We start from the raw sequence: 21,426 nt of genomic DNA, 5'->3' as shown, positions 1-21,426 counted from the left end.
CCCAGTCAATGACCGGGGTGAATGCCCTTGCCGTAATTTGAAATTTATCGGGCATGATTGTACGCAAGGAAGTACCCATGAAGATTGAACGTCCTCTGTGGACTCGCGGAGTTTTGATTTCCCCGCAGCAATTTCAACAACAGGCTTCTTGGGAGGCCTGGACCAATGAATGCATCGCACAAATGGGCGTCATGCATCCCTGGGGAGTCCTTCAGGCCACTTTTGCATTAGATGCATTGGCTCAGGGCCGCCTGAAAGCAGAACGTTTGCACCTTCGTTTTCAGGACGGTGTCCTGGTGGACACCGATTGTGCTGATGTGTTGCCCCCGACACTGACACTGGCCGCCAATCTGCCGCCGGAGGCCACCGAAGCCACGGTTATGCTGGCGATGCCACAACTGTATGCCAACGGGGGGAACTGTCTGCAACCCGATGAGCGGGGCGAACGGCCCGTGCGCCATCGTCAGGCCTGGCGCGATGTACAAAATCAGTATGGGGATGATAAAAAGCAGGTCGCGGTGATGTACCACCAACTGACCCTGCGGTTGGACAGTCAGGAAAACGGCGATTATCAGGTCTGCCCGGTGGCGCGTTTGCTGCGGGATGCGCAAGGTCGCTGGACACTGGACCCACGTTTTATCCCGCCTATGCTGAGCCTGCAGGCCAGTGCCTGGTGTGGCGAACAGTTGGAATTACTGATGGTGCAGCTTCGGGCGCGTTTACAGCGACTGATGGGCATGCGCCGGGAAAGCAATGCACGAATGGCCGATTTTGCTGTCGCGGATGTGTCGCTGTTCTGGCTGCTCAATGCCCTTAACAGCGCTGAACCGGTGCTGGGGAATTTTCAGCGTTATCCACAGATCCACCCAGAACGGCTGTATCAGGAACTGGCAAGACTGGCGGGCAGTTTGCTGACGTTTTCCCTTGAACACGAGGTGACAGCGATCCCAGCCTATCAGCATGAACACCTGACCCGCGTCTTTCCTCCCTTATTTGCTTTGCTGAATATTCTGCTGGAAGCCAGCCTCCCTTCTCGGGTGGTGGCGATTGAGCTGGAGCATGAACCGCGTATCAATCAGTGGCGAGCGACCCTGCGTGATCCTCGCTTGCGTGAGGGGGCCGATTTCTATCTGTCGGTACGTTCCACTCTGTCTTCAGCGCAGTTACAAACCCAGTTCCCGCAGTTGTGTAAAGCCGGAGCGCCGGATGATGTCGGTAATGTGGTGAATGTTGCACTGAGCGGGATCCCATTGCGTCCCCTGAGCCATGTCCCTGCCGCCATCCCCTTGCGCCTGGAAAATCAGTATTTCTCCCTTGATCTCAGCCACCCTGCTGCGAAGCAGATGATGGAGGCAGGGGCTTGTGTGTTCTATGTGCCTGGTACGCTGGGTGAGATCCAACTGGAATTGTTTGCGGTGTTGCGCGCATGAACCATCAAATAACTGAACACTCCCCTACGGGGAATATTGATGCATTACTACAGGATACCTGGCTGCAGGTGATCAGCCTGCGTCAGGGAATGGCCTGCTCCGAAGGTGAAGGGCAGGCATTTTGGCAACGCTGTGTTGCAGACATTGAACGTGTCCATCAGGCGCTGAAAGACGCCGGCCACAGCGAACAAAGTTGCCAGCACATCAGGTACGCACAATGTGCTCTGCTGGATGAAACTGTGAAAGGCCGCGGTGTACAGGATGATGCCTACTTTGTGTGGTGTCACTCGCCCTTGCAGGCGCATTTTTTCAACACTCTAGATGCCGGTAACCAGCTTTATGAGCAGATGCGCACCGTGTTGCGTGAGCCCGCACCAGATAGTGCAGTACTGACCTGTTTTCACCGGGTGCTGATGTTGGGGTTCCTCGGGGGATATCGCTCTATTGCGGTACCTGAACGGGAACAACTGGTCAGCCAACTGACCGCACGGGTACCGGCGTTCAGCTTTTCACCATCACGTGGGATCTTGGCAACTGCCTCATCCCGTAACCGTCTTGGGGTCTGGCTGCGTTACTGGCCAGTGCGACTGGGGTTGGCTGCGCTGATGGTCGCGCTGCTGTGGTGGGGTCTTGACCACTGGCTATCTGGTTTGTTACCGACATTGTTACCGGGGCCAATGTGATGAGTCCGCTGTGGCGATATGGGTTATGGCTATGGGCGGGTCTTCTGGCGGGCATATTGTGTCTGGCGTTCCTGCCTTTCTCTCTGTTAGTCGGCTGGCTTATGCTGTTGCTGGTTGCCCTTATTTGCTTGGTGGGAATAGGGCGGGCTAGACGTCAACCGAACATGGCATTCTCTGAACCGCTATTCTCCCTACCATCCGAAAATCCGCTTCCACCTGAAAACCACCGTTTACCGGTGGTGCTGGTCTGTGGTGATGGTCTGGCATCATTATTTGGCACCGAGAGGATGCTGCAGACTGCGCAAGGCTGCTGGCTGCGAGTGGATGAGATAAACAGCCTACAACTGTTTACCCGACAGCTTCTGTGGCAGCGGCCTGAATGGGCTGCTCAATTGACAGTGATGATGGTGGTGAACCCGCAGCAACGCAGCGATGAACGCCAGCTGGCAGCCGATTTACAGGAGCTGCGTTGGCAACTGATGCAACTGTGTAGCGATAGCCGCCATCGCATTCCCTTATTGGTGAGTAGCACGGTGGCCACACTGATGGCCCATGATGCGGTTTGGTTGTCACAACAGCAAACTCCGCCGCTGACGCTCTGGTCAACCATCTCGACGCCGGGATCTCTGGCCGACTGGCAGCGCGCACAAAGCAATGTTGTACAGGCGGAACGACTGAAACAGACGGTGTTGTTCAGCTGCCATCATGACTGGCTGAAAGCACAAGTGCTCCCGGTGTTGCAGGCGCGCAATGAGGATGTGGCACCGGTCTCTGTACAGCAGATTATTCAGCAGCAGGTTGCTGGTCTGCCAGATATAGAGCAAAGCTCCCTCTGGCAACATTGGCTAACCGCCCATACCTCGCTGAGACAGGTGTCCGGTTGGCATCCACCGTCGACGGCTGCGCATGACGTCTTGCCTTTGCCAGATTTTGTCTTTTCAACACTTCCCCTCGGCAGTGGTGTGTCGTCACGTCGCCGGGTGCTGCGCCATGGCGTCACTTTACTGACCCTGGCGGCAATAGTGGCTTTGTGCAGCAGTGCCTGGCAAAACCGACAATTGTTGCACCGTGTGAGTTTTGATATTCGCCATTACCACAGCATAGCCATGACGGATTATGGCCCAAAAGCAAAAGCTGTTGAGGTATTACGCCATGATGCTGCACAGCTCAATGAGTGGTTCCGTAATGGTGAACCACTGCGTATGGGATTGGGGCTGTATCAGGGGGAACGTCTGCACCAGCCTCTACTCGATGCTGTTCAAGCCTATATCCCACCGCCAGCGATAGAGGAAGTGGGCGTAGCAACAACGGTGCGCCTCGACGCGCTGTCGTTATTTGATACGGGCAAGTTCCAGCTCAAACCGGGCAGTACCAAAATGCTGGTCAACGCGCTTATCGACATCAAAGCCAAACCCGGCTGGCTGATAGTGGTTGCAGGGCATACCGATATTACGGGTGATGCCGACGCTAATCAGACGCTGTCACTTAAACGCGCAGAAGCACTACGCGACTGGATGCTCTCAACCAGCGACGTCTCACCCACCTGCTTTGCGGTTCAGGGCTACGGGGCGACACGCCCGATTGCAACAAATGACACTGCGGAAGGCCGTGCGCTCAACCGTCGTGTCGATATTAGTTTGGTGCCGCAGGTTGATGCCTGCAAAGCACCAGCCCCCAAGACTCATCAAATGATTGATGAGTGATTAACCTAGAAATGGAGAAGTAACCCATGGCAATTCCAGTATATCTGTGGCTGAAAGATGATGGCGGTGCGGACATTAAAGGTTCCGTAGATGTTAAAGATCGCGAAGGCAGCATTGAGATCGTGGCACAGGAACATAACCTGTATATCCCGACAGACAACAACACGGGCAAGCTGACCGGCACCCGTATCCATACCCCGTTCCTGTTCACCAAGGAAATCGATTCTTCCAGCCCGTACCTGTACAAAGCGGTAACCACCGGCCAGACCCTGAAATCCGCTGAGTTCAAATGGTATCGCATTAACGATGCGGGCCAGGAAGTGGAATATTTCAATACCAAGCTTGAGAACGTGAAACTGGTGAAAGTGGCACCGAAGATGCACGACATCAAGGATCCGGCCAAAGAGAAACACAATCACCTCGAAGCTATTGAGCTGCGTTACGAAAAAATTACCTGGACTTACAAAGACGGCAACATCATTCATTCCGATTCCTGGAACGAGCGTACTACCGCGTAATTACCCGTCATTCTTCGCGCCGCAGGTGCGTTGGCTACGTTCGCTCACTCGGGTCACATAGTTATCTATGCTCCCAGGGATTCGTTCATTTGCCGCCTGCCTGCAACACGAATTATTTAGGGTAACCCGCAGCAGCAGGCGGTTCGCCGTCTGCTTTTTGTGTTTTTAGCTCAGTATCGGGGTATCGGTATTCAGCCAAACGCACACACATTTTATCAGATGACCTTATGGGCCTTGGTTTATGGCTATGGGCGGTAGCGTGCCCGACGCCAGCTTCATCTGGCTATTTTACTTGCCATTTTGCACCTGGGCAGTGCTCGGGCCATCACGTACTGCGTGTACGTTCCGGGCCTTGCGCGCTGTCCGTGTTCAAACTGACGGCGACAATAACGCCAGTGAAACCGGCTAACGTATCAGGTTTCGCATACAAGGAAGAGAATTTATGACAACGCATTCAGCACACTTATTACGTCGGTTAAATCCCTATTGCGCGCAGGCACTGGCCGGTGCTGCAACCCTGTGTCAGACCCGTGCCCATGCCGAGATAACCGTTGAACATTGGTTGTTGAAACTGCTGGAACAGGGTGAAGGCGATATTACGGTGATTGCCCGTCGTTATGAGTGGGACATGGACAGCCTGTGGCAGGGGTTGCTGGCCCATCTGGATACTTTGCCGCGCACGGTGCAGGGCAAACCCCAGTTGTCAGCCGCGTTACAGCAACTGATCAAAAGTGCCTGGCTAGATGCCTCGTTGCAGGAAGATGCCGATGCGGTGCGCTCGGTTCATCTGTTATCTGCTCTGATAAATTCGCCATCATTATTGACCGCAGAGGCGGGATGGCCGTTGCTCAGCCTGAGCACCACCCAGTTACACCGCCTGTTACCTTTGCTGGACAGCCAATCCGATGAACGTCCTGAGGTGCAGCAGGCAGCGGCACTGGCAGACAGCCCGGTCAATCTGACCAATGAGGCAGCGACTACTACCTCTACCAGTGGCCAGCCGCAACTCAATGACGCCCTGCAAGCGGCGCTGGATAAATTTACCCTCGATGTTACTGCTAAAGCGAAAACCGGGCAGATTGACCCGATTTTTGGTCGAGATACCGAGATCCGCCAGATGGTCGACATCCTGTCGCGCCGCCGTAAAAACAACCCGATTCTGGTCGGTGAACCGGGTGTGGGTAAAACCGCCTTGGTTGAAGGGCTGGCGCTGCGCATTGCCGAAGGTAACGTGCCGGATAGCCTGAAAACCGTCAGCCTGCGCACCCTGGACTTGGGCCTGTTGCAAGCCGGGGCTGGGGTCAAAGGCGAGTTCGAGCAGCGGCTGAAAAATGTTATCGAGGCGGTACAACAATCGCCAACACCGGTGTTGCTGTTTATCGACGAAGCCCACACCATCATCGGTGCCGGTAATCAGGCCGGTGGCGCAGATGCCGCCAACCTGCTGAAACCAGCACTGGCGCGTGGTGAACTGCGCACCATTGCTGCTACCACCTGGTCGGAATACAAACAGTATTTTGAACGGGATGCCGCATTAGAACGCCGCTTCCAGATGGTGAAAGTTGACGAGCCGGACGACGCCAAAGCCAGCCTGATGCTGCGCGGCTTAAAGGGCCGCTACGCCCAGCACCACGGCGTGCATATTCTGGATTCTGCTATTACCGCTGCGGTTACCCTGTCGCGGCGCTTCCTGACCGGTCGCCAACTGCCGGATAAAGCGGTGGACCTGCTCGATACTGCCGGTGCCCGCGTGCGCATGAGCATCGACACGCTACCGGTCGCGCTGATGGAAATTAACGCCGAACTGGCTGCATTGGCGATGGAGCAACAGGCCATCGAACAGGATTTGCTCCTGCTGCCGAGTATCGGTTCAACCCGCTTATCTGAGATTGACCAACGCCGCGCAGAACTGCTGGTTGGGCAGCAAACGCTTGAACAGCAATATGCAGCAGAGCAACGCCTCACCGCCCTGATTATCGACGCGCGTCAGGATATCGCCAACGCGGCACATCTGGCCAGGTTGCAGGAAGAGTTAAGTCAGATTCAGGGTAATGCGCCGCTGCTGTCGCTGGATGTTGATGTGCGCACGGTGGCGACGGTTATCGCCGACTGGACCGGCGTGCCGTTGAGCAGCCTGTTGAAAGACGAACAGACCGATTTATTGCAACTGGAAAACCACCTCGCGACCCGGGTGGTCGGTCAGGATGCGGCGCTGGTTGAGATGGCGCAACGCCTGCGCGCCGCCAAAACCGGCCTGACGTCCGAAAATGGCCCGCTGGGGGTGTTCCTGCTGGTTGGCCCCAGTGGGGTGGGCAAAACCGAGACTGCGCTGGCACTGGCCGACACACTGTTCGGTGGCGAGAAATCGCTGATCACCATCAACATGTCTGAATATCAGGAGGCGCACACCGTTTCTCAGTTGAAAGGTTCGCCACCGGGCTATGTCGGTTACGGTCAGGGCGGCATTCTGACCGAGGCGGTGCGCAAGCGCCCGTACAGCGTGGTGCTGCTTGACGAAGTTGAGAAAGCGCACGCTGATGTCATTAACCTGTTCTATCAGGTATTTGACCGTGGCTTTATGCGCGACGGTGAAGGGCGCGAAATTGATTTTCGTAACACCGTGATCCTGATGACCGCCAATCTGGGCAGTGATCATCTGATGCAGTTACTGGATGAACAACCGGAAGCGACCCATAGCGATCTGCATGAACTGCTGCGCCCGATCCTACGTGACCACTTCCAGCCCGCCTTGCTGGCCCGCTTCCAGACCCTGATCTACCGCCCACTGGATGCCACCGCGTTGCGTACCATCGTCGAGATGAAACTGGCACAGGTCGCTAAACGCCTGAACAAACATTACGGCTTGCACTGCTCGATTGAAGAAAGCCTGTACGACACGCTAGTCGCCGCCTGCCTGCTGCCGGACACTGGCGCGCGCAACATCGATAGCCTGCTCAATCAGCAGATTTTACCGGTGCTGAGCCAACAACTGTTAAGCCGCATGAGTGAGCAACAGCGCACCACCTCGCTGACCTTGGGCTGGGATGAAGCCGACGGCATTACCCTTGAATTTGAAGGAGGCGAAAAATGAATACCTCTCTCCCTGCTATTCGGTTTGACCATAGCCACCACAAACTGGTGGTCCGCGACAGCACGGCCTCTGTTGATGTACTGGGCTTTGAAGGTCACGAAAGTTTAAGCCAGCCGTTCTGTTACGACATTCAATTCACCAGCGCAGACAAGGCGATTGACCCGGCCACGATGCTGATGCAGGACGCGTCACTGACATTGGCGGCCCCGGTGGCCGAAGCCTTTGGCGTGACGGTTCAGCAGACCCAGCGGGTGATCCACGGCGTGGTGACCGGATTTAAACGCCTGTCTGCTTCAAAAGATGAATGCCGTTACGAACTGAGTCTGCAACCGCGTTTGGCTTTGTTGTCGCGCAGCCATCAGAACGGGATTTATCAGGACATGTCGGTGCCGCAGATTGTGGAAAAAATTCTGCGTGAGCGCCATGACATGCGCGGTCAGGATTTTGTCTTCACGCTGGCCCGTGAATATCCGCGCCGCGAGCAGGTGATGCAATACGGCGAAGATGACCTGACCTTTATCAGCCGCCTGCTGGCGGAAGTGGGGATCTGGTTTCGTTTTACCGCTGACCCCAAACTCAATATTGATGTGGTGGAATTTTACGATGACCAACGTTTTTACCCGCCAGGGCTGACGCTACAAGCGGTGCCACCTTCGGGGATGCACGACAGCGGCGTGGAGTCGGTCTGGGACTTGTCCAGTGCTCATCAGGTGGTTGAAAAATCGGTCAGTACCGGCGATTACAACTATCGCACCGCGACTGCCGATATGATGGCCGGGGCCGATATCACTCGGGGTGATACCACCACCTACGGCGAAGCTTATCATTACGCCGATAACTACCTGACCGCAGGCAGCGAGGGGCGTGAGCCGGAAAGTGAAAGTGGGGCGTTTTATGCCCGCCTGCGCCATGAACGCTACCTGAACAATCAGGCGCGCTTTTCGGGGGTGGCCAATGCGGCGACATTGGGGCCGGGTCAGGAACTGAAAGTCACCGGAAACGATGTACCGGCACAGTTTGGTAAAGGGGTGGTCATCACCCGCATCACCAGCTATGCCCGCCGTGACCGCAGCTATGAAGTGCATTTTGAGGCCATCCCTTACTCCGAAGATTATTGCTTCCGTCCAGCACTTATCCGCAAGCCGACCATGGCCGGGACCTTGCCGGCGCGGGTGACCAGCACCACTGCGAACGACACTTATGGTCATATCGACAAAGACGGGCGTTACCGTGTCAATCTGATGTTCGACCGTGACAGTTGGGAGCCGGGTTACGAAAGCTTGTGGGTTCGTCAGGCTCGCCCGTATGCGGGTGACACCTACGGCCTGCACCTGCCGCTGCTGGCGGGCACCGAAGTGGCGATTGCGTTTGAGGATGGCAACCCGGACCGGCCGTATATTGCCTCTGTGTTGCACGACTCGGCGCACGGCGACCATGTCACCATCAGTAATTACAAACGCAACGTACTGCGCACTCCGTCGAATAATAAACTGCGCCTTGAAGATGAACGAGGTAAAGAGCACATCAAGCTCAGCACCGAATACGGCGGCAAAAGCCAGTTGAATCTGGGGCATTTAGTTGATAACGAGAAACAGCCTCGGGGTGAAGGTTTTGAGCTGCGTACCGACAGTTTTGGTGCATTGCGTGCAGAAAAGGGCCTCTTTATCAGTGCCGACGGTCAGGCCAAAGCCCAGGGGCAGGTGCTGGAGATGGCGCAACCTATCAGTTTGATGAAAGGTGCGCTAAACCAGATGACGGAATGGGGAAGCATTACTCAGACGCATCATAATTTCCCGCCAGAGAACAGCAGTTTGAAGCAGCTGTTGACTGACTCAACCCAGCTTAAAGGTCCTGTCCTGTTGATGAGTGCGCCACAAGGTATTGGCGCGGTTACGCCTGAAAGTCTGTTGCTGCAAAGTGGCAAAGCAATGTATCTGCAAAGTCAGGGGGAAATAAACCTGACCAGCTCTCAGCGATTTTCGGCAAATGCCTCCCAAGCGGTCTCTCTGCTTTCACAACAGGAAGGGATGCGGCTGGTCTCAGGCAAAGGGCCATTAGAAGTTGAGTCACACGGCGATGTACTTTCCCTGACAGCATTAAAAGATGTCACTGTCCAGTCAACTCAAGGGCATCTGCAATTGACCGCCAAGAACGGCATTACACTGGGGTGCGGTGGGGCATATATCCGTTTAACACCACAGGGTGAAATTGAAATCCACGGGCCAGGACTATTAAGCCTCAAAGGGATGCATAAAATGGAGTCCCCGGCGAGCCAGGATTTCCCATTGCCAGAATTACCCAATTCGGTGTGTAAAGAGTGCCTTAAAAAGGCACAGGCACTCGCGCAAGGCTTTGTGCCAAGGAGCGCATAACAATGAATAACGAGCAGGTTATTAAGTGGGTTGAATTAATTGAGTCATCCTGTAGCGATTTAAAAATAAAACACATCGATATGATTATCGATCAGGCGGGAAGTGACTTTTCGTTGCTCCCGACACTCACAAACTTTGAAACTGCCATTCAATGGGACTCTCTGTTTAAAGACCTTCCTGAAGAAATACTTTTGGAGGATGCGCCGTTGTTGATCCGTATCGATCTCGACAATACGCTACAGCGGCAATGGATGATTGAATTGGCCATGCAGTTAGCCGGGACAGGGCAATTATTAATGCTCTGTTCGGTCTGGCCCTTCGCCAGTCTCGCTGATTACTTAACTCGCTGTACTAACGTGGTCTGTGGCAGCCAGGAGGGGATTTTTCGGTTCTATGACTCCCGAATTTTTCCTTTGCTATTTTCGCATATTCTCGATGCCAACCAGCAAGCTCATCTTCTGCGCCCGGCTATTTTTTGGAGCTGGCTGGACAGAGATAACCAACCCCGTCAAATCGCAGGGAATGGCGCATTGCTCAAACGTGAGGAGGAGATATCTATGCTGATCCTCGACGACAGGCAACTGGAAAATTTAATGTGTGTCTGTGACGTGAATCTATTACTCAGACACCTCACTGTTCCAGATACCTTAATAATGGGGCAGGAAACAGTGTTCTCTGTTTGTTACGAGGGAATGATGGCGGCCACGGAGGCAGGGTTATTGATGGATGACGAAAGGGAGGATTCCGTCAAGCAACGCCTCTTGGGAACAGTGACATGAAACTCAACAAATTCAGCCTGCTGGCGGGGCTTTTTCTGCTTTCGGCTTGTACCCAATCTGGCGCAGAAGCGCAAGGCGGTGGTGGCGGCACCATCGAAGCCATCAACCACACTCGCTGGGCTATCAATAACTTCAGCGTCGATAGTCAGTCCGGTATTGATGTTATTGGCCCTTATCAGGGCGGTGGTGGCGGTTGCTGCTATGGCGTCTCTGGGCCATGGCGACCGGGGATGACGGTCAGAGTTGACTGGGAAAGTGGTGTCGCGTTTGCGAGTGATGTCCCTGAGATTCCACAACCAAAACGCCCCGTCTCTGCTCCGCAAAATTCTGATCTCTGGCAGAAATATTTCGAACAAAAACAAGAATGGTCAAGGAAAATCAAAGCATTGAATCGTCAGCATAGCAAGATTGTACCCGTACCTGATTACACCGGGCAAAAAACCTGCGGTATCACGGTGCACTTTATGCCCTGTGATGAAGTAAAAGTCACCACCTCCTGTGCCACTTACAACAGCCCTAACTACCCAATTAAAGAACCACTGAAGATGTCGGAGCCTAAAGACTGTCCGAAATAAGTGTCTCGGTTGACTTCTGAACGCTTAACTCATTGATAAAAAGGTGCTTATGATTTCCTGATTTCTTGGTGAGCGGTAAATCCTAAGCCACGTGTTATTCATCAGTCTTACCTCAACGGAAGGAACAGTGACATGAAACTCGACAAATTCAGCCTGCTGGCGGGGCTGTTTCTGCTCTCAGCATGTACCCAGCCCGGAGCTGAAGCACAGGGCGGCGGGGGCGGTACCATCGAAGCCATCAACCACACTCATTGGGCTATCAATAACTTCAGCGTCGATGGCCAGTCGGGCATCGACATTATCGGCCCTTATCAGGGCGGTGGCGGCGGTTGCTGCTATGGCGTCTCGGGGGTATGGCGCCCGGGGATGACCGTCAGAGTTGATTGGGAGAGTGGTGTCGGTGAAATGGACGGATTTCCAGGGTTTGCTGACAGAGTTAAATATAAAGCCTGGAAAAAAAAATGAGTGCCAATAACCGGCAGCATAGCAAAGTGGTACCTGTGCCGGACTATACCGGGCAAGAAACCTGCGGTATCACAGTACATTTTATCCCTTGTGATGAGGTAAAAGTTACCACCTCCTGTTACATCTACAACAGCCCTAATCACCCAATTAAAGAACCGCTGAAGATGCCGGAGCCAAAAGTATGTCCGAAATAAGTATCCCAGAGGACTCTTCATCCTATTAACCTACTGATAAAACGGTGCTTATGATTTCCTGATTTCTTGGTGAGCGGTAAATCCTAAGCCACGTGTTATTCATCAGTCTTACCTCAACGGAAGGAACAGTGACATGAAACTCGACAAATTCAGCCTGCTGGCAGGGCTTTTTCTGCTCTCAGCATGTACCCAGCCCGGAGCTGAAGCACAGGGCGGCGGGGGCGGTACCATCGAAGCCATCAACCACACCCATTGGGCCATCAACAACTTCAGTGTTGATGGTCAGTCCGGCATTGATGCCATCGGCCCTTATCAGGGAGGGGGCGGCGGTTGCTGCTATGGTGTACCGGGGCCATGGCGACCGGGAATGACAGTCAGAATTGACTGGGAGACAGGAGAGTCCTCTACAAAGGATTTTCCGGGATTTGAAAATGAATCTAAGTACTTAGAATGGGAGGAAAAAATAAAAGCAAGTCATCGCCAACATAGCAAGGTAGTACCCGTACCTGATTACACCGGGCAAAAAACCTGCGGTATCACGGTGCACTTTATGCCTTGTGATGAGGTAAAAGTCACCACTTCCTGTGCCACCTACAACAGCCCTAATTACCCGATAAAAGAACCGTTGAAGATGCCGGAGCCTAAAGTATGTCCGAAATAAGCACAGAAAAGGATATTGCCTGGTATCCGGCGCAATTTCCGGCTCAAGGGCGGTTACCGACCCAGGCGGCACTGGTGGGGAAAAACTGCCATCAGCAGGATAGCCAAGAACGGGCCTATCGGCAGGAGCTGTGCCTGGCCGCAGACCGGCGGGTCGAACCGCCATGCTGTAACACTTTGCATATCAGCCTGTTCTTCGACGGTACCGGCAATAACCTTAACAACGATCAGTATTTGTCAGACCCGAAACACCCAACCAATATTGCCCGGCTGTTTCGTGCCACCATCGGCACCGGCTATGCCGGGGGCGCGGAAAAAGAACCGCTGGATAGCAGCGACAGCATCAGCAAAAAATATTTCAAATACTATATTCCCGGCGTCGGTACCCCATTCCCTGAGATTAATGACCTTGAATACAGCATGACCGGACTGGCGGGGGCACGCTTTGGTGAAGACCGGATCAACTGGGGGTTGTTGCGGCTGATTGATGCCCTGATGCGGACCATGGGCATGGGTAAACTGGATGATAGCGCCTGCTTGTCGGCGATAAAAGGAATGAATACCTCCTGGGCATCTCTTGGATTCGGCGGGTCACATAACCGCTATGAAGAGTTCAGTAAGCAGCTCAAACAGCTTGAATCGAAGCTGCGCACTGCGTTGGCACCGGCCGAGCCGGGCAAGGCTAAGTTGCTGGGCATCAAGCTGTATGTGTACGGTTTTTCCCGTGGTGCTGCCGAGGCGCGCGCCTTTGTCCGCTGGCTGAGTGAGTTGTTGCCAAAACCAGAAGCTGAAGGCCTGCAGCCGGAACAATGTCTGGCGATAAATGATTTAAAAATCCCATTGAGTATCGAGTTCCTTGGGCTATTGGATACGGTGGCATCGGTGGGTATTGCCCATGTGGCACCGGTCGCCGAAGGGCATATGGCCTGGGCCGACGGTACCCAGGAACTGCCCGATGAGGCCACCTATGGCGGATTTATCAAACGTTGTGTGCATCTGATTTCGTCTAATGAGCAGCGGTTATGCTTCCCGTTGGATTCTATTCGTCACACCGACGGTAAATACCCCTCGAACAGTGTGGAAGTCGTCTATCCGGGGATGCATTCCGATTTAGGTGGTGGTTATCCGCCAGGCGATCAAGGGAAAGCTAATGGAAGTAATGATCGTTTCTTATTATCACAAATTGCGCTACATGAATTGTATGCATCGGCTTTTAATGCCGGTGCACCTCTTAAAGTTAGGGCTGAAATTTTACCCAAAGACTTACAAAAAGACTCTTGGCGCGCGTTTGATGCTGAAGTTCTAGGCCAATTTGCGATCGCACAAGATCTCATCACCCGCTTCAACGCCTGGCGTGAAGTCACACTAAATCTGCCGCCAGCCCCACAAGAGTTAACCGCTGAACAGGCTGCACAGTTTGAACCGGTGCGTGCCAGCGTCACGCTTGAAAAAGCGGTGGATAACCAGATGGGGTGGATCACTGCCTGGCGTATTAATCGCTATGCTGGGGCTACTCTGCTTAACACCCCGTTTTATCAGCAAATAAATGATAAAGATGGTACCGCTTTGCAACTCAAAGCTTCCAAAGATGCGCGCGATGCCAAACAGGCGGATGTGGAAAAAGAAAGGAAAAAATTACTGGCTGAACATCGCCCTGGTGACCCAGCCCCACTCCTACCTCCGGGGGTGAAGGATTTTGACCCAGATATCGCCAAAACCCAGCTCTATCAGGCCGCTCAGGAGTTTGGTCATGACTATCGTGGCGAATCACGCAGCCTGACCAGTACCTGGCAGTTGGTGCTGGATAAAATCCCACAAACGGCCATTTTCCTGATCAATACCGATGACGAGCGGGCAGAATTCAAACGGATGAAAACCGATGGCGACGCGCATGTCAAGGTGCTGTTCCCGCCGCAGGGCGAAGCGAGCAATGCCGAGCAACCCAGTGGCTTACTTCGTGACTTATATGACGATCAAGTTCATGACTCCCGTGCGTGGTTCCTGCACGCCACCTTTGGTAGCCGCGAGCCCTGGGGCGGCTATTTCCGCGACCGAATGGTCTACTTCGGCGACAACTGCAATAAAGAACTGTCACTGCTGACCATCGCGGGCAATGTGGTGGGTGTGGCCACGCTGGTAGGCGGAGTTGTCTTTAGCTTTAAACAGAAAAAACTGGCGGGAAAATTGTCAGGACTGGCAGGTACCGCGGGTGTGATGGCTCTGGAAGCCAAAGCGCTGGATTTAATTACCGGAGAGCCACTCCCCATGTTGCCGGAAGCCGATCTGTTGACGGCATTCACGCAGGCACCTGGTGCCGTGGCCAGTCTGCAGAAAGAGCTCCTCGGTGAACAACAGCTCGAACAGGCAAAAACAATGATTGCCTCGCGCTGGGCACAGGCGGAGTCATTACTGACGTCGTAGTCAGGAGTTAAACCATGAAAAATATCATACGACAGGGCGATAGCCTGCGGGAATACGGTGGCAAAGTGTTGGGGGGGCATTACCAGTGCTTTGGTAAAGGTATCGCCTGCAAAGGAGATGCAGCCCTGTGTCACCGCCACGGTATGACCCGCATTGTGGAAGGCAGTGCCATCTCAGAGGTTGACGGGCAGCCTGTCGCGTTACACGGGCATCGCTGCGCCTGTGGCTGCACGCTGGTGAGTTCTTTCCCCGATGTCGGGATAGAGCAATGAGACCCCAGCCAACCTTTCCCGCTTACCGTCATGCCCGCCCGCCGACAGGTAAACGCTGGCTGGCTGCCGGGGCAACCGTGTTATTGCTGACCGGCGGTATCGCTGCACTGCTACGTCACCCGGAAGCAGGGTACGGCCAGGTGGTAATGGTGATTGGCTTTATTACCGTGCTAAGTGCGTTGGTCTGGGGGCTACGCGTCCTGTTTTATCGTATGGCGACGCATAACGCGCGGTTATATCACTATGAAGTGAAACAGGTTCAGCAGCAATGGTGGGCGCGGCACTGCCAGCATATCGCGTTGACCGAGGCGGTCTTAATCGGGCCGGCCGGAACAACGTTAACCCAGTGGCAACGGCTGATTAATCGCGATCACCGTCAACCGGACGTCCGTATTGAGTCCGGTGGTAAGGCACTGCGCTTACTGCACTCGTTTGCCGTCGATATCACGGAAAGAGAAAAGCATCTGGCGAAAACCCTGGTATTACAATGGCGCGAGCAGCATCAGGGGCCACTGGCAATAACGCCGCTGCGTTGTTACTGGTCAGGTTCAGCGGCGTCCTGGTTAGTTTTTTCCACGCAAATGGCCTTGTCCTTTCCCGACGTCGTGTTACCCGCGCACCCTGTCGTGTGGCGAGGTGAGGAAAGCATGACAGAAATCATTGATGAGCTTACGCATTCGGCACCTGAGTCTTTCTTTCTCTGTGCGGGATGCTGCTCACTCCCGGCTTCACATGAAAGCCGATTACCGGCTGGGGAAGCCGCTGTTTTGTGGCTACTGGGCCAGACAGGTAAAGTGCAATTCTCGCGTGGAGAGGTTTTTAACCCTTCCCCTGATGAGAGTATCGTCGCTGTTGCCCAGCGAGCATTAGATCAAAGTGAATTAACTCAGCCCCCCGATACCAGCTTTTTATTTTCACAACCCCCTATTCCTGACCTGAACGAAACGGGGTGGAATGTGACTCAGCATGTTCAGGATCTCAACTGGGGTGAGCTTGCTGAGATTGAATCGATGGTGGCTCAAACGCTTGCCGCCTTCTTCGCGGAACACCATGCAATGCCTTGTGGCTGGCTGGCTCGCGATCCTAATCACACACTCGCGCTTGGAATTGTTAAACCCTATGGATCAGGAAAATAAGCCTGCTGAAATATCAGTGGCCCTTACCGTTGTTATCTTTATCACTACGCTGACGCTGGTCATCTTTCTGGGAGGGCTGGCATGGTGGTTCTGGGGGGAGCAAAAATCCACCGACTGGAACGTGGTGCGCAATCTGGTGATGATATGTCTCTTTATCTGGATTATCTCGCTGAGCGTACTGACATTAGGTTTTATTGCCGCCCGTCAGCTCATCAAAGATAAAGTTCAGGGCCCCAAACGCACCCTTAAAGCCACTCGACAGAAAACACCCTACTCTGAATCCATTAAGCTAAAAACCCGTCTGCGCCGCCGTTACGGTCTGTTCTGGCGCTACAAAGTCCGGCTGCTGATGGTGGTGGGTGAACCTGATGAAATCGCCGCATTGGCCCCGCAACTGGCGGAACAGGGCTGGTTGGAAGGGCAGCGTACGGTGCTGGTTCACGGTGGTAGCGTGCAAAATCCGGCCGATGAAACCGGGCTGAGTGAGTGGCGTAAACTGCGCCGTGGCCGCCCGTTTGATGGCATTGTTTGGGCGATAACCGCCGCGCAAAGTAGTCATCCACAGTGGATGGACAACGGCCTGCGAACCCTGGAAAAAATGGGTGCCACCTTGCATTATCAACCACCGGTATATCTGTGGCAGGTCTGCGACAGCGAGTGGGCTCAGGATACGCGGGTGGAGCAGCCAGTCGGGGTGGTGTTCCCGGCGAAAGCCACGCCAGAGGCGGTTGAGCTTCAACTGCGCTCTCTGTTGCCTCAGTTACGTGAGCAGGGGATGCAGCAGCTCTCTGTCGAACCACACCACGATTTTTTGTTGCGCCTGGCGCAGTCGCTGGAGCAGGGCGATGCCACCCGCTGGCGACAGCGCCTGACGCCGTGGTTTACCGAGTATGCCTCGCGTATTCCCCTGCGTGGGTTGATGTTCAGTTTGCCGGAGGTATCAACATCGGCGGTGCGTGTACACGAGAAAAACTGGACTGCATCTGACCGCTGGCAGGGGGTACTAGATGACTGTCGTTCTGCCCGTGGACGCCGTGTCGGGCTGCCGTGGGAGCAGACAGTGTGCTACAGCTTGCTGGCACTGATAGTGCTGTGGGGCGTGGGCAGTGTGGTGTCATTTGCGGTCAACCGTCACCAAATGGTCTCTGCCGCGCAGCAGGCACAGCAACTGGCGCAGTCGCAAGCGGTCTCTGACCAGCAACTCATGGCCCTACAAGCCCTGCGCAATGATATCGGGCGCTTACAATCTCGCGTGGCGCAGGGGGCACCTTGGTATCAGCGCTTTGGCCTGGATCATAATGCGCCGCTGCTTGAGGTCCTGATGCCGTGGTATGGCCAGGCCAACAACCGCATTCTTAGGGATGCCACTGCGCAAAGCCTGCATCAGAAACTCAGTGAACTGGCGGAACTGCCGGCTAACAGCCCGCAACGTGCGGCACTGGCAAAAACAGGCTATGACCAGTTAAAGGCCTATTTGATGATGTCACGCCCGGAAAAAGCCGATGCTGCATTTTATGCACAGGTGATGCAGACCACCGAGCCTGCGCGTGCCGGTGTGTCTCCTGGTCTGTGGCAGAGTCTGGCCCCAGACTTATGGCAATTTTATGCGCAAAATCTGCCTGCTCAGCCGGACTGGAAAATTAAACCGGATACCGGGTTGGTAAGCCAGGTACGGCAGGTCTTGCTGGGGCAGATTGGTCAGCGCAATGCAGAAAGTACGCTGTATGAAAACATGCTGCTATCGGTGCGTCGCAACTATGCCGACATGACGCTGACGGACATGACCGGCGACACTGATGCTCAGCGTCTGTTCCAGACCTCGGAATCTGTGCCCGGTATGTTTACCCGCAAGGCCTGGGATGAGCAAATTCAGCAGGCAATAGATAAAACGGTGGCCTCCCGTCGCGAAGAAATTGACTGGGTATTGAGTGATAACCGCCGTGCGATATCAGAAGACATTTCACCGGAAGCGTTGAAAAAGCGGCTGACGGAACGTTATTTCACCGATTTTGCTGGGAGTTGGCTGAGTTTTCTCAACAGTTTGCACTGGAATGAGGCGCATAACTTGTCGGATGTGATTGACCAACTGACGCTGATGAGTGATGTACGCCAGTCGCCGCTGATTGCGCTGATGAACACGCTGGCGTGGCAAGGACAGACTGGGCAGCAGAATCAGGCGTTATCGGATTCTCTGGTGAAGTCCGCCAAGGCGCTGATGCATAAAGATCAGACCCCGGCCATTGACCAGAGTGCCGATGGGCCAGTAGGCCCGCTGGACGAGACCTTTGGCCCGCTATTGGCATTGATGGGCAAAGGTGATGCACAAAACAGGATGTCGTCCGACAGCTCGCTGAGCCTGCAAACGTTACTCACCCGCGTGACTAGGGTACGGCTTAAGCTCCAGCAAGTGGTTAATGCCTCGAACCCACAAGAGATGACTCAGGTACTGGCCCAGACCGTTTTCCAAGGGAAAAGTGTCGACCTGACGGACACGCAGGAGTACGGCAGCCTGATTGCCGCCAGTCTGGGAGAGGAATGGAGCAGTTTTGGGCAGACGATGTTTGTTCAGCCGCTGACTCAGGCGTGGGAGACCGTGTTGCAACCTTCGTCGGCCAGCCTTAACGACCAGTGGAAAAACGCGGTGGTGGCCAATTGGAAATCAGCCTTTGACGGGCGTTACCCGTTTGCCGCCAGTAAAAGCGATGCTTCACTGCCGATGCTGGCCGAATTTATTCGTAAGGATAGCGGGCGTATCGACAGCTTCCTGACCCGTGAGCTGGGTGGCGTGCTGCATAAAGAAGGGACACGCTGGGTTCCGAGTAAAGTGAACAGCCAGGGGCTGACGTTTAACCCGGACTTTCTGGCGGCCATTAATCAACTGAGTCAAGTCTCCGATATTCTGTTCACTGACGGCAGTCAGGGGCTGCGCTTTGAGCTACTGGCACGTCCGGTTCCGAATGTGGTGGAAACCAATTTAGCGATTGATGGACAGAAATTGCATTATTTCAACCAGATGGAAAGTTGGCAGAGTTTCCGCTGGCCGGGTGATACCTACAAACCCGGTACGCTATTGACCTGGACTGGCGTGAATTCCGGGGCCCGTTTATACGGTGATTATCAGGGGACATGGGGATTGATCCGCTGGCTGGAACAGGCAAAACAGAAAAAGCTGGATGAAGGGCGTTATCAACTGACCTTCACCACCATGGATAACCAATCACTGCAATGGATATTACGCACCGAGCTGGGCAAAGGCCCATTAGGTCTGCTGCAACTGCGTAACTTCACCCTGCCTGCGCAAATTTTTCTGATACAGAACGCCCCTCCAGCGGCATCTGATCGGACCGATGATGAGGATATGGCAGAGGATTAATCTCTTTTGTCACCCCCTGATATTGACCAACAGGAGCCATGATGGCGACGTTAAATACCCTGATCACTGCCTGTGCCGCGGCCCCTGATTCACTGTTATTAAAGGCAGAACAACAGGTTACACTTTGGGAGCGCTGGTTGCAGCCGGTGACGACTGACCAGCACAGTGGAGAAGACCTCAGTTACAATGACGACTTCCAGCAGATGCGTGAAGAGGTCAATAAACTCTCAGGTGCTGATACCACGTTAGCCAGCGAGCTGGCAGAAAAACTGTTAACCCTGCATGGCAAAGATGTGCGGGTGGCAACCTATTACATTTGGGCGCGTTTACACCGTGATGGCGAGGCTGGGCTGGCGGATGGACTGGCACTGCTGGCCGGGCTTATCAGCCGTTTTGGTGAAACCCTGCATCCGTTGCGCGCAGCCAGTCGGAAAACTGCGCTGGAATGGCTATCGAGTTCTCGCGTGCTGGACAGTTTGTCGCTCTATCCTGAAGTGGATAATGCGGATTTTGCACGCATCGTTGGCGCACTGGCGTTAATCGAACAGAGCCTTAGCTGCTGGGATGACGCATCCCGTCCGCAGTTTGGTGGATTGTATCTTGCCTTGGAACATCGTCTGGCGCAGTCCGGTGGACCGAATGCGGTGGTGCCACAAAACAGCAGCGGGTCATCATCGGCAGGGAGTCAGGGCCAGACTGCTATGGTTTCACCGGAGTTGCGGCCAGTCCAGTCGGGGCGTGACCTGCTCGACCAGGCTAAAACGTTAGCAAAATACCTGCGTAACCAGCCGCAGGGATGGCTCTCCGGGCATCATCTTATCAAGAGCGTGCGCTGGGATACGGTACACCAGTCACCGCCGTTGGATGTGAGTGGACGAACCAGACTGGTACCGCCGCGCCCGGAATATCGCGCTCTGCTCAAGCGTCTTTATCTGCAACAAAACTGGCTGGAGTTGTTGGAACAGGCGGAATCGATATTTGCCGAAGGGGTCAACCATTTCTGGCTCGATGTGCAGTGGTATCTGCATCAGGCACTCAGTAAAGCGGGAGCCCCATTCGATGGCTGGGCAGCTTGTATCACCCAGGATTTACGTCTGTTACTGACCCGGCTACCAGGGCTGGAAGGGCTATGCTGGAGTGACGGCACGCCGTTTGCTGATGAGGTGACGCTGGGGTGGATAAACCAGCAGGTGCTGGAGTCGGTGTCGGGCTGGGGCAGCGAGTCTGCTGCCGTGGTGTCATCCGGTGAAGATGGCATTCTGTTGCTGGAGCCAGAAGCTCTGGCTCAGGCGGACAGTGAAGGGATTGAAGCCGCACTTAACTGGTTGCAATCCCGTCCGGGTATTACCACTGCCCGCCATCAGTGGCTGCTGCGTTTGGTGATGGCCCGCGTGGCGGAGCAGTACGGCAAGAACGATATGGCACTGCATCTGTTGATTGACCTTGATAGCAGCGGCGCATTGCTAACCTTGCCGCAGTGGGAGCCGGGGCTGGCGTTTGAAGTCAAAGCCCGAAGTCTGAAGCTGCTGCGGATGAAAGCACAACGCAGCGACAGTGACAAAACCCGCCTGCATGTCGAAATGGAAAGCCTGCTCAGTGGGCTTATTGCCCTTGACCCGGCCCGTGCGGCCGTATTATGCGGATAACCGAAAAGAAAAATATTGCATAAAAAACGTGTTTTTCCTTGCTCCACGCTGTTTCTGAAACACTGTTTTCTTGTATTTCACCCTTTCCATTAGCACAATGAAAAATAT

At 54.4% G+C, this 21,426-nt stretch carries 15 protein-coding genes and 1 pseudogene; all 16 read left to right on the top strand.

From position 1 onward, the window contains the following. The first annotated feature begins 77 nt into the window (after positions 1-77). The 16 genes and pseudogenes from tssK to tssA all read left to right on the top strand — a co-directional run bounded on the left by tssK (position 78) and on the right by tssA (position 21,318). Positions 78-1,430: a type VI secretion system baseplate subunit TssK gene (gene tssK / locus Q2T72_RS18360; RefSeq protein WP_050292348.1), complete on the top strand. Its 1,353-nt coding sequence runs from the start codon at positions 78-80 to the stop codon at positions 1,428-1,430. Then, positions 1,427-2,113 (top strand): type VI secretion system protein TssL, short form, encoded by a 687-nt coding sequence (tssL, locus tag Q2T72_RS18355; RefSeq protein ID WP_083162569.1) that lies wholly within the window; start codon positions 1,427-1,429, stop codon positions 2,111-2,113. Before tssK ends, tssL begins: the two co-directional genes overlap by 4 nt. Beyond that, positions 2,113-3,816 (top strand): OmpA family protein, encoded by a 1,704-nt coding sequence (locus Q2T72_RS18350; protein ID WP_372569622.1) that lies wholly within the window; start codon positions 2,113-2,115, stop codon positions 3,814-3,816. The genes tssL and Q2T72_RS18350 overlap by 1 nt, the downstream gene beginning before the upstream one ends. Positions 3,817-3,842: 26 nt before the next feature. Further along, positions 3,843-4,334, top strand: coding sequence for a type VI secretion system effector Hcp (gene hcp / locus Q2T72_RS18345; RefSeq protein WP_004711812.1), 492 nt, complete (start codon positions 3,843-3,845; stop codon positions 4,332-4,334). Between the two features lie 241 nt (positions 4,335-4,575). Then, entirely contained in the window at positions 4,576-4,743 is a 168-nt protein-coding gene (locus Q2T72_RS18340; RefSeq protein WP_372569621.1) for a hypothetical protein, read from the top strand. Positions 4,744-4,776: 33 nt separating this feature from the next. Then, positions 4,777-7,425, top strand: a complete 2,649-nt coding sequence (tssH, locus tag Q2T72_RS18335; RefSeq protein ID WP_372569620.1) for a type VI secretion system ATPase TssH — start codon at positions 4,777-4,779, stop codon at positions 7,423-7,425. Then, positions 7,422-9,797, top strand: coding sequence for a type VI secretion system tip protein VgrG (vgrG, locus tag Q2T72_RS18330; protein WP_372569619.1), 2,376 nt, complete (start codon positions 7,422-7,424; stop codon positions 9,795-9,797). The genes tssH and vgrG overlap by 4 nt, the downstream gene beginning before the upstream one ends. 2 nt (positions 9,798-9,799) lie before the next feature. Next, on the top strand, positions 9,800-10,576 hold the full coding sequence (locus tag Q2T72_RS18325) for a DUF4123 domain-containing protein (RefSeq protein ID WP_372569618.1): 777 nt from the start codon (positions 9,800-9,802) through the stop codon (positions 10,574-10,576). Beyond that, entirely contained in the window at positions 10,573-11,151 is a 579-nt protein-coding gene (locus tag Q2T72_RS18320; protein WP_372569617.1) for a DUF3304 domain-containing protein, read from the top strand. The genes Q2T72_RS18325 and Q2T72_RS18320 overlap by 4 nt, the downstream gene beginning before the upstream one ends. A gap of 132 nt (positions 11,152-11,283) precedes the next feature. Beyond that, positions 11,284-11,810 (top strand): annotated as a pseudogene (locus Q2T72_RS18315) (DUF3304 domain-containing protein). Between the two features lie 133 nt (positions 11,811-11,943). Beyond that, positions 11,944-12,471 carry a DUF3304 domain-containing protein gene (locus Q2T72_RS18310; RefSeq protein WP_372569616.1) on the top strand — a complete coding sequence of 176 codons (528 nt, stop codon included), beginning with the start codon at positions 11,944-11,946 and terminating at the stop codon, positions 12,469-12,471. After that, positions 12,459-14,891 (top strand): DUF2235 domain-containing protein, encoded by a 2,433-nt coding sequence (locus Q2T72_RS18305; protein ID WP_372569615.1) that lies wholly within the window; start codon positions 12,459-12,461, stop codon positions 14,889-14,891. Before Q2T72_RS18310 ends, Q2T72_RS18305 begins: the two co-directional genes overlap by 13 nt. Before the next feature lie 14 nt (positions 14,892-14,905). Continuing rightward, positions 14,906-15,163: a PAAR domain-containing protein gene (locus Q2T72_RS18300; RefSeq protein WP_025377078.1), complete on the top strand. Its 258-nt coding sequence runs from the start codon at positions 14,906-14,908 to the stop codon at positions 15,161-15,163. Next, positions 15,160-16,299 (top strand): hypothetical protein, encoded by a 1,140-nt coding sequence (locus Q2T72_RS18295; RefSeq protein ID WP_372569614.1) that lies wholly within the window; start codon positions 15,160-15,162, stop codon positions 16,297-16,299. The genes Q2T72_RS18300 and Q2T72_RS18295 overlap by 4 nt, the downstream gene beginning before the upstream one ends. Beyond that, positions 16,283-19,672 carry an ImcF-related family protein gene (locus tag Q2T72_RS18290; protein ID WP_372569613.1) on the top strand — a complete coding sequence of 1,130 codons (3,390 nt, stop codon included), beginning with the start codon at positions 16,283-16,285 and terminating at the stop codon, positions 19,670-19,672. Before Q2T72_RS18295 ends, Q2T72_RS18290 begins: the two co-directional genes overlap by 17 nt. 41 nt (positions 19,673-19,713) lie before the next feature. Continuing rightward, entirely contained in the window at positions 19,714-21,318 is a 1,605-nt protein-coding gene (tssA, locus tag Q2T72_RS18285) for a type VI secretion system protein TssA (RefSeq protein ID WP_372569915.1), read from the top strand. Positions 21,319-21,426 lie beyond the last annotated feature (108 nt).

This window comes from Yersinia sp. 2466 StPb PI (genome assembly GCF_041538325.1).
GTDB classification, from domain to species: domain Bacteria; phylum Pseudomonadota; class Gammaproteobacteria; order Enterobacterales; family Enterobacteriaceae; genus Yersinia; species Yersinia enterocolitica_E.
This window is presented reverse-complemented; position numbering and strand designations above follow the sequence as displayed.

Bases quoted from the DNA above. Each gene is read 5' to 3' on its own strand.
- Q2T72_RS18320 (WP_372569617.1), top strand. From the start codon at position 10,573: ATGAAACTCAACAAATTCAGCCTGCTGGCGGGGCTTTTTCTGCTTTCG.
- Q2T72_RS18305 (WP_372569615.1), top strand. From the start codon at position 12,459: ATGTCCGAAATAAGCACAGAAAAGGATATTGCCTGGTATCCGGCGCAA.
- Q2T72_RS18290 (WP_372569613.1), top strand. From the start codon at position 16,283: ATGGATCAGGAAAATAAGCCTGCTGAAATATCAGTGGCCCTTACCGTT.
- Q2T72_RS18310 (WP_372569616.1), top strand. From the start codon at position 11,944: ATGAAACTCGACAAATTCAGCCTGCTGGCAGGGCTTTTTCTGCTCTCA.
- Q2T72_RS18325 (WP_372569618.1), top strand. From the start codon at position 9,800: ATGAATAACGAGCAGGTTATTAAGTGGGTTGAATTAATTGAGTCATCC.
- hcp (WP_004711812.1), top strand. From the start codon at position 3,843: ATGGCAATTCCAGTATATCTGTGGCTGAAAGATGATGGCGGTGCGGAC.
- Q2T72_RS18350 (WP_372569622.1), top strand. From the start codon at position 2,113: ATGAGTCCGCTGTGGCGATATGGGTTATGGCTATGGGCGGGTCTTCTG.
- tssK (WP_050292348.1), top strand. From the start codon at position 78: ATGAAGATTGAACGTCCTCTGTGGACTCGCGGAGTTTTGATTTCCCCG.
- vgrG (WP_372569619.1), top strand. From the start codon at position 7,422: ATGAATACCTCTCTCCCTGCTATTCGGTTTGACCATAGCCACCACAAA.
- Q2T72_RS18340 (WP_372569621.1), top strand. From the start codon at position 4,576: ATGGCTATGGGCGGTAGCGTGCCCGACGCCAGCTTCATCTGGCTATTT.
- Q2T72_RS18300 (WP_025377078.1), top strand. From the start codon at position 14,906: ATGAAAAATATCATACGACAGGGCGATAGCCTGCGGGAATACGGTGGC.
- tssH (WP_372569620.1), top strand. From the start codon at position 4,777: ATGACAACGCATTCAGCACACTTATTACGTCGGTTAAATCCCTATTGC.
- tssA (WP_372569915.1), top strand. From the start codon at position 19,714: ATGGCGACGTTAAATACCCTGATCACTGCCTGTGCCGCGGCCCCTGAT.
- Q2T72_RS18295 (WP_372569614.1), top strand. From the start codon at position 15,160: ATGAGACCCCAGCCAACCTTTCCCGCTTACCGTCATGCCCGCCCGCCG.
- tssL (WP_083162569.1), top strand. From the start codon at position 1,427: ATGAACCATCAAATAACTGAACACTCCCCTACGGGGAATATTGATGCA.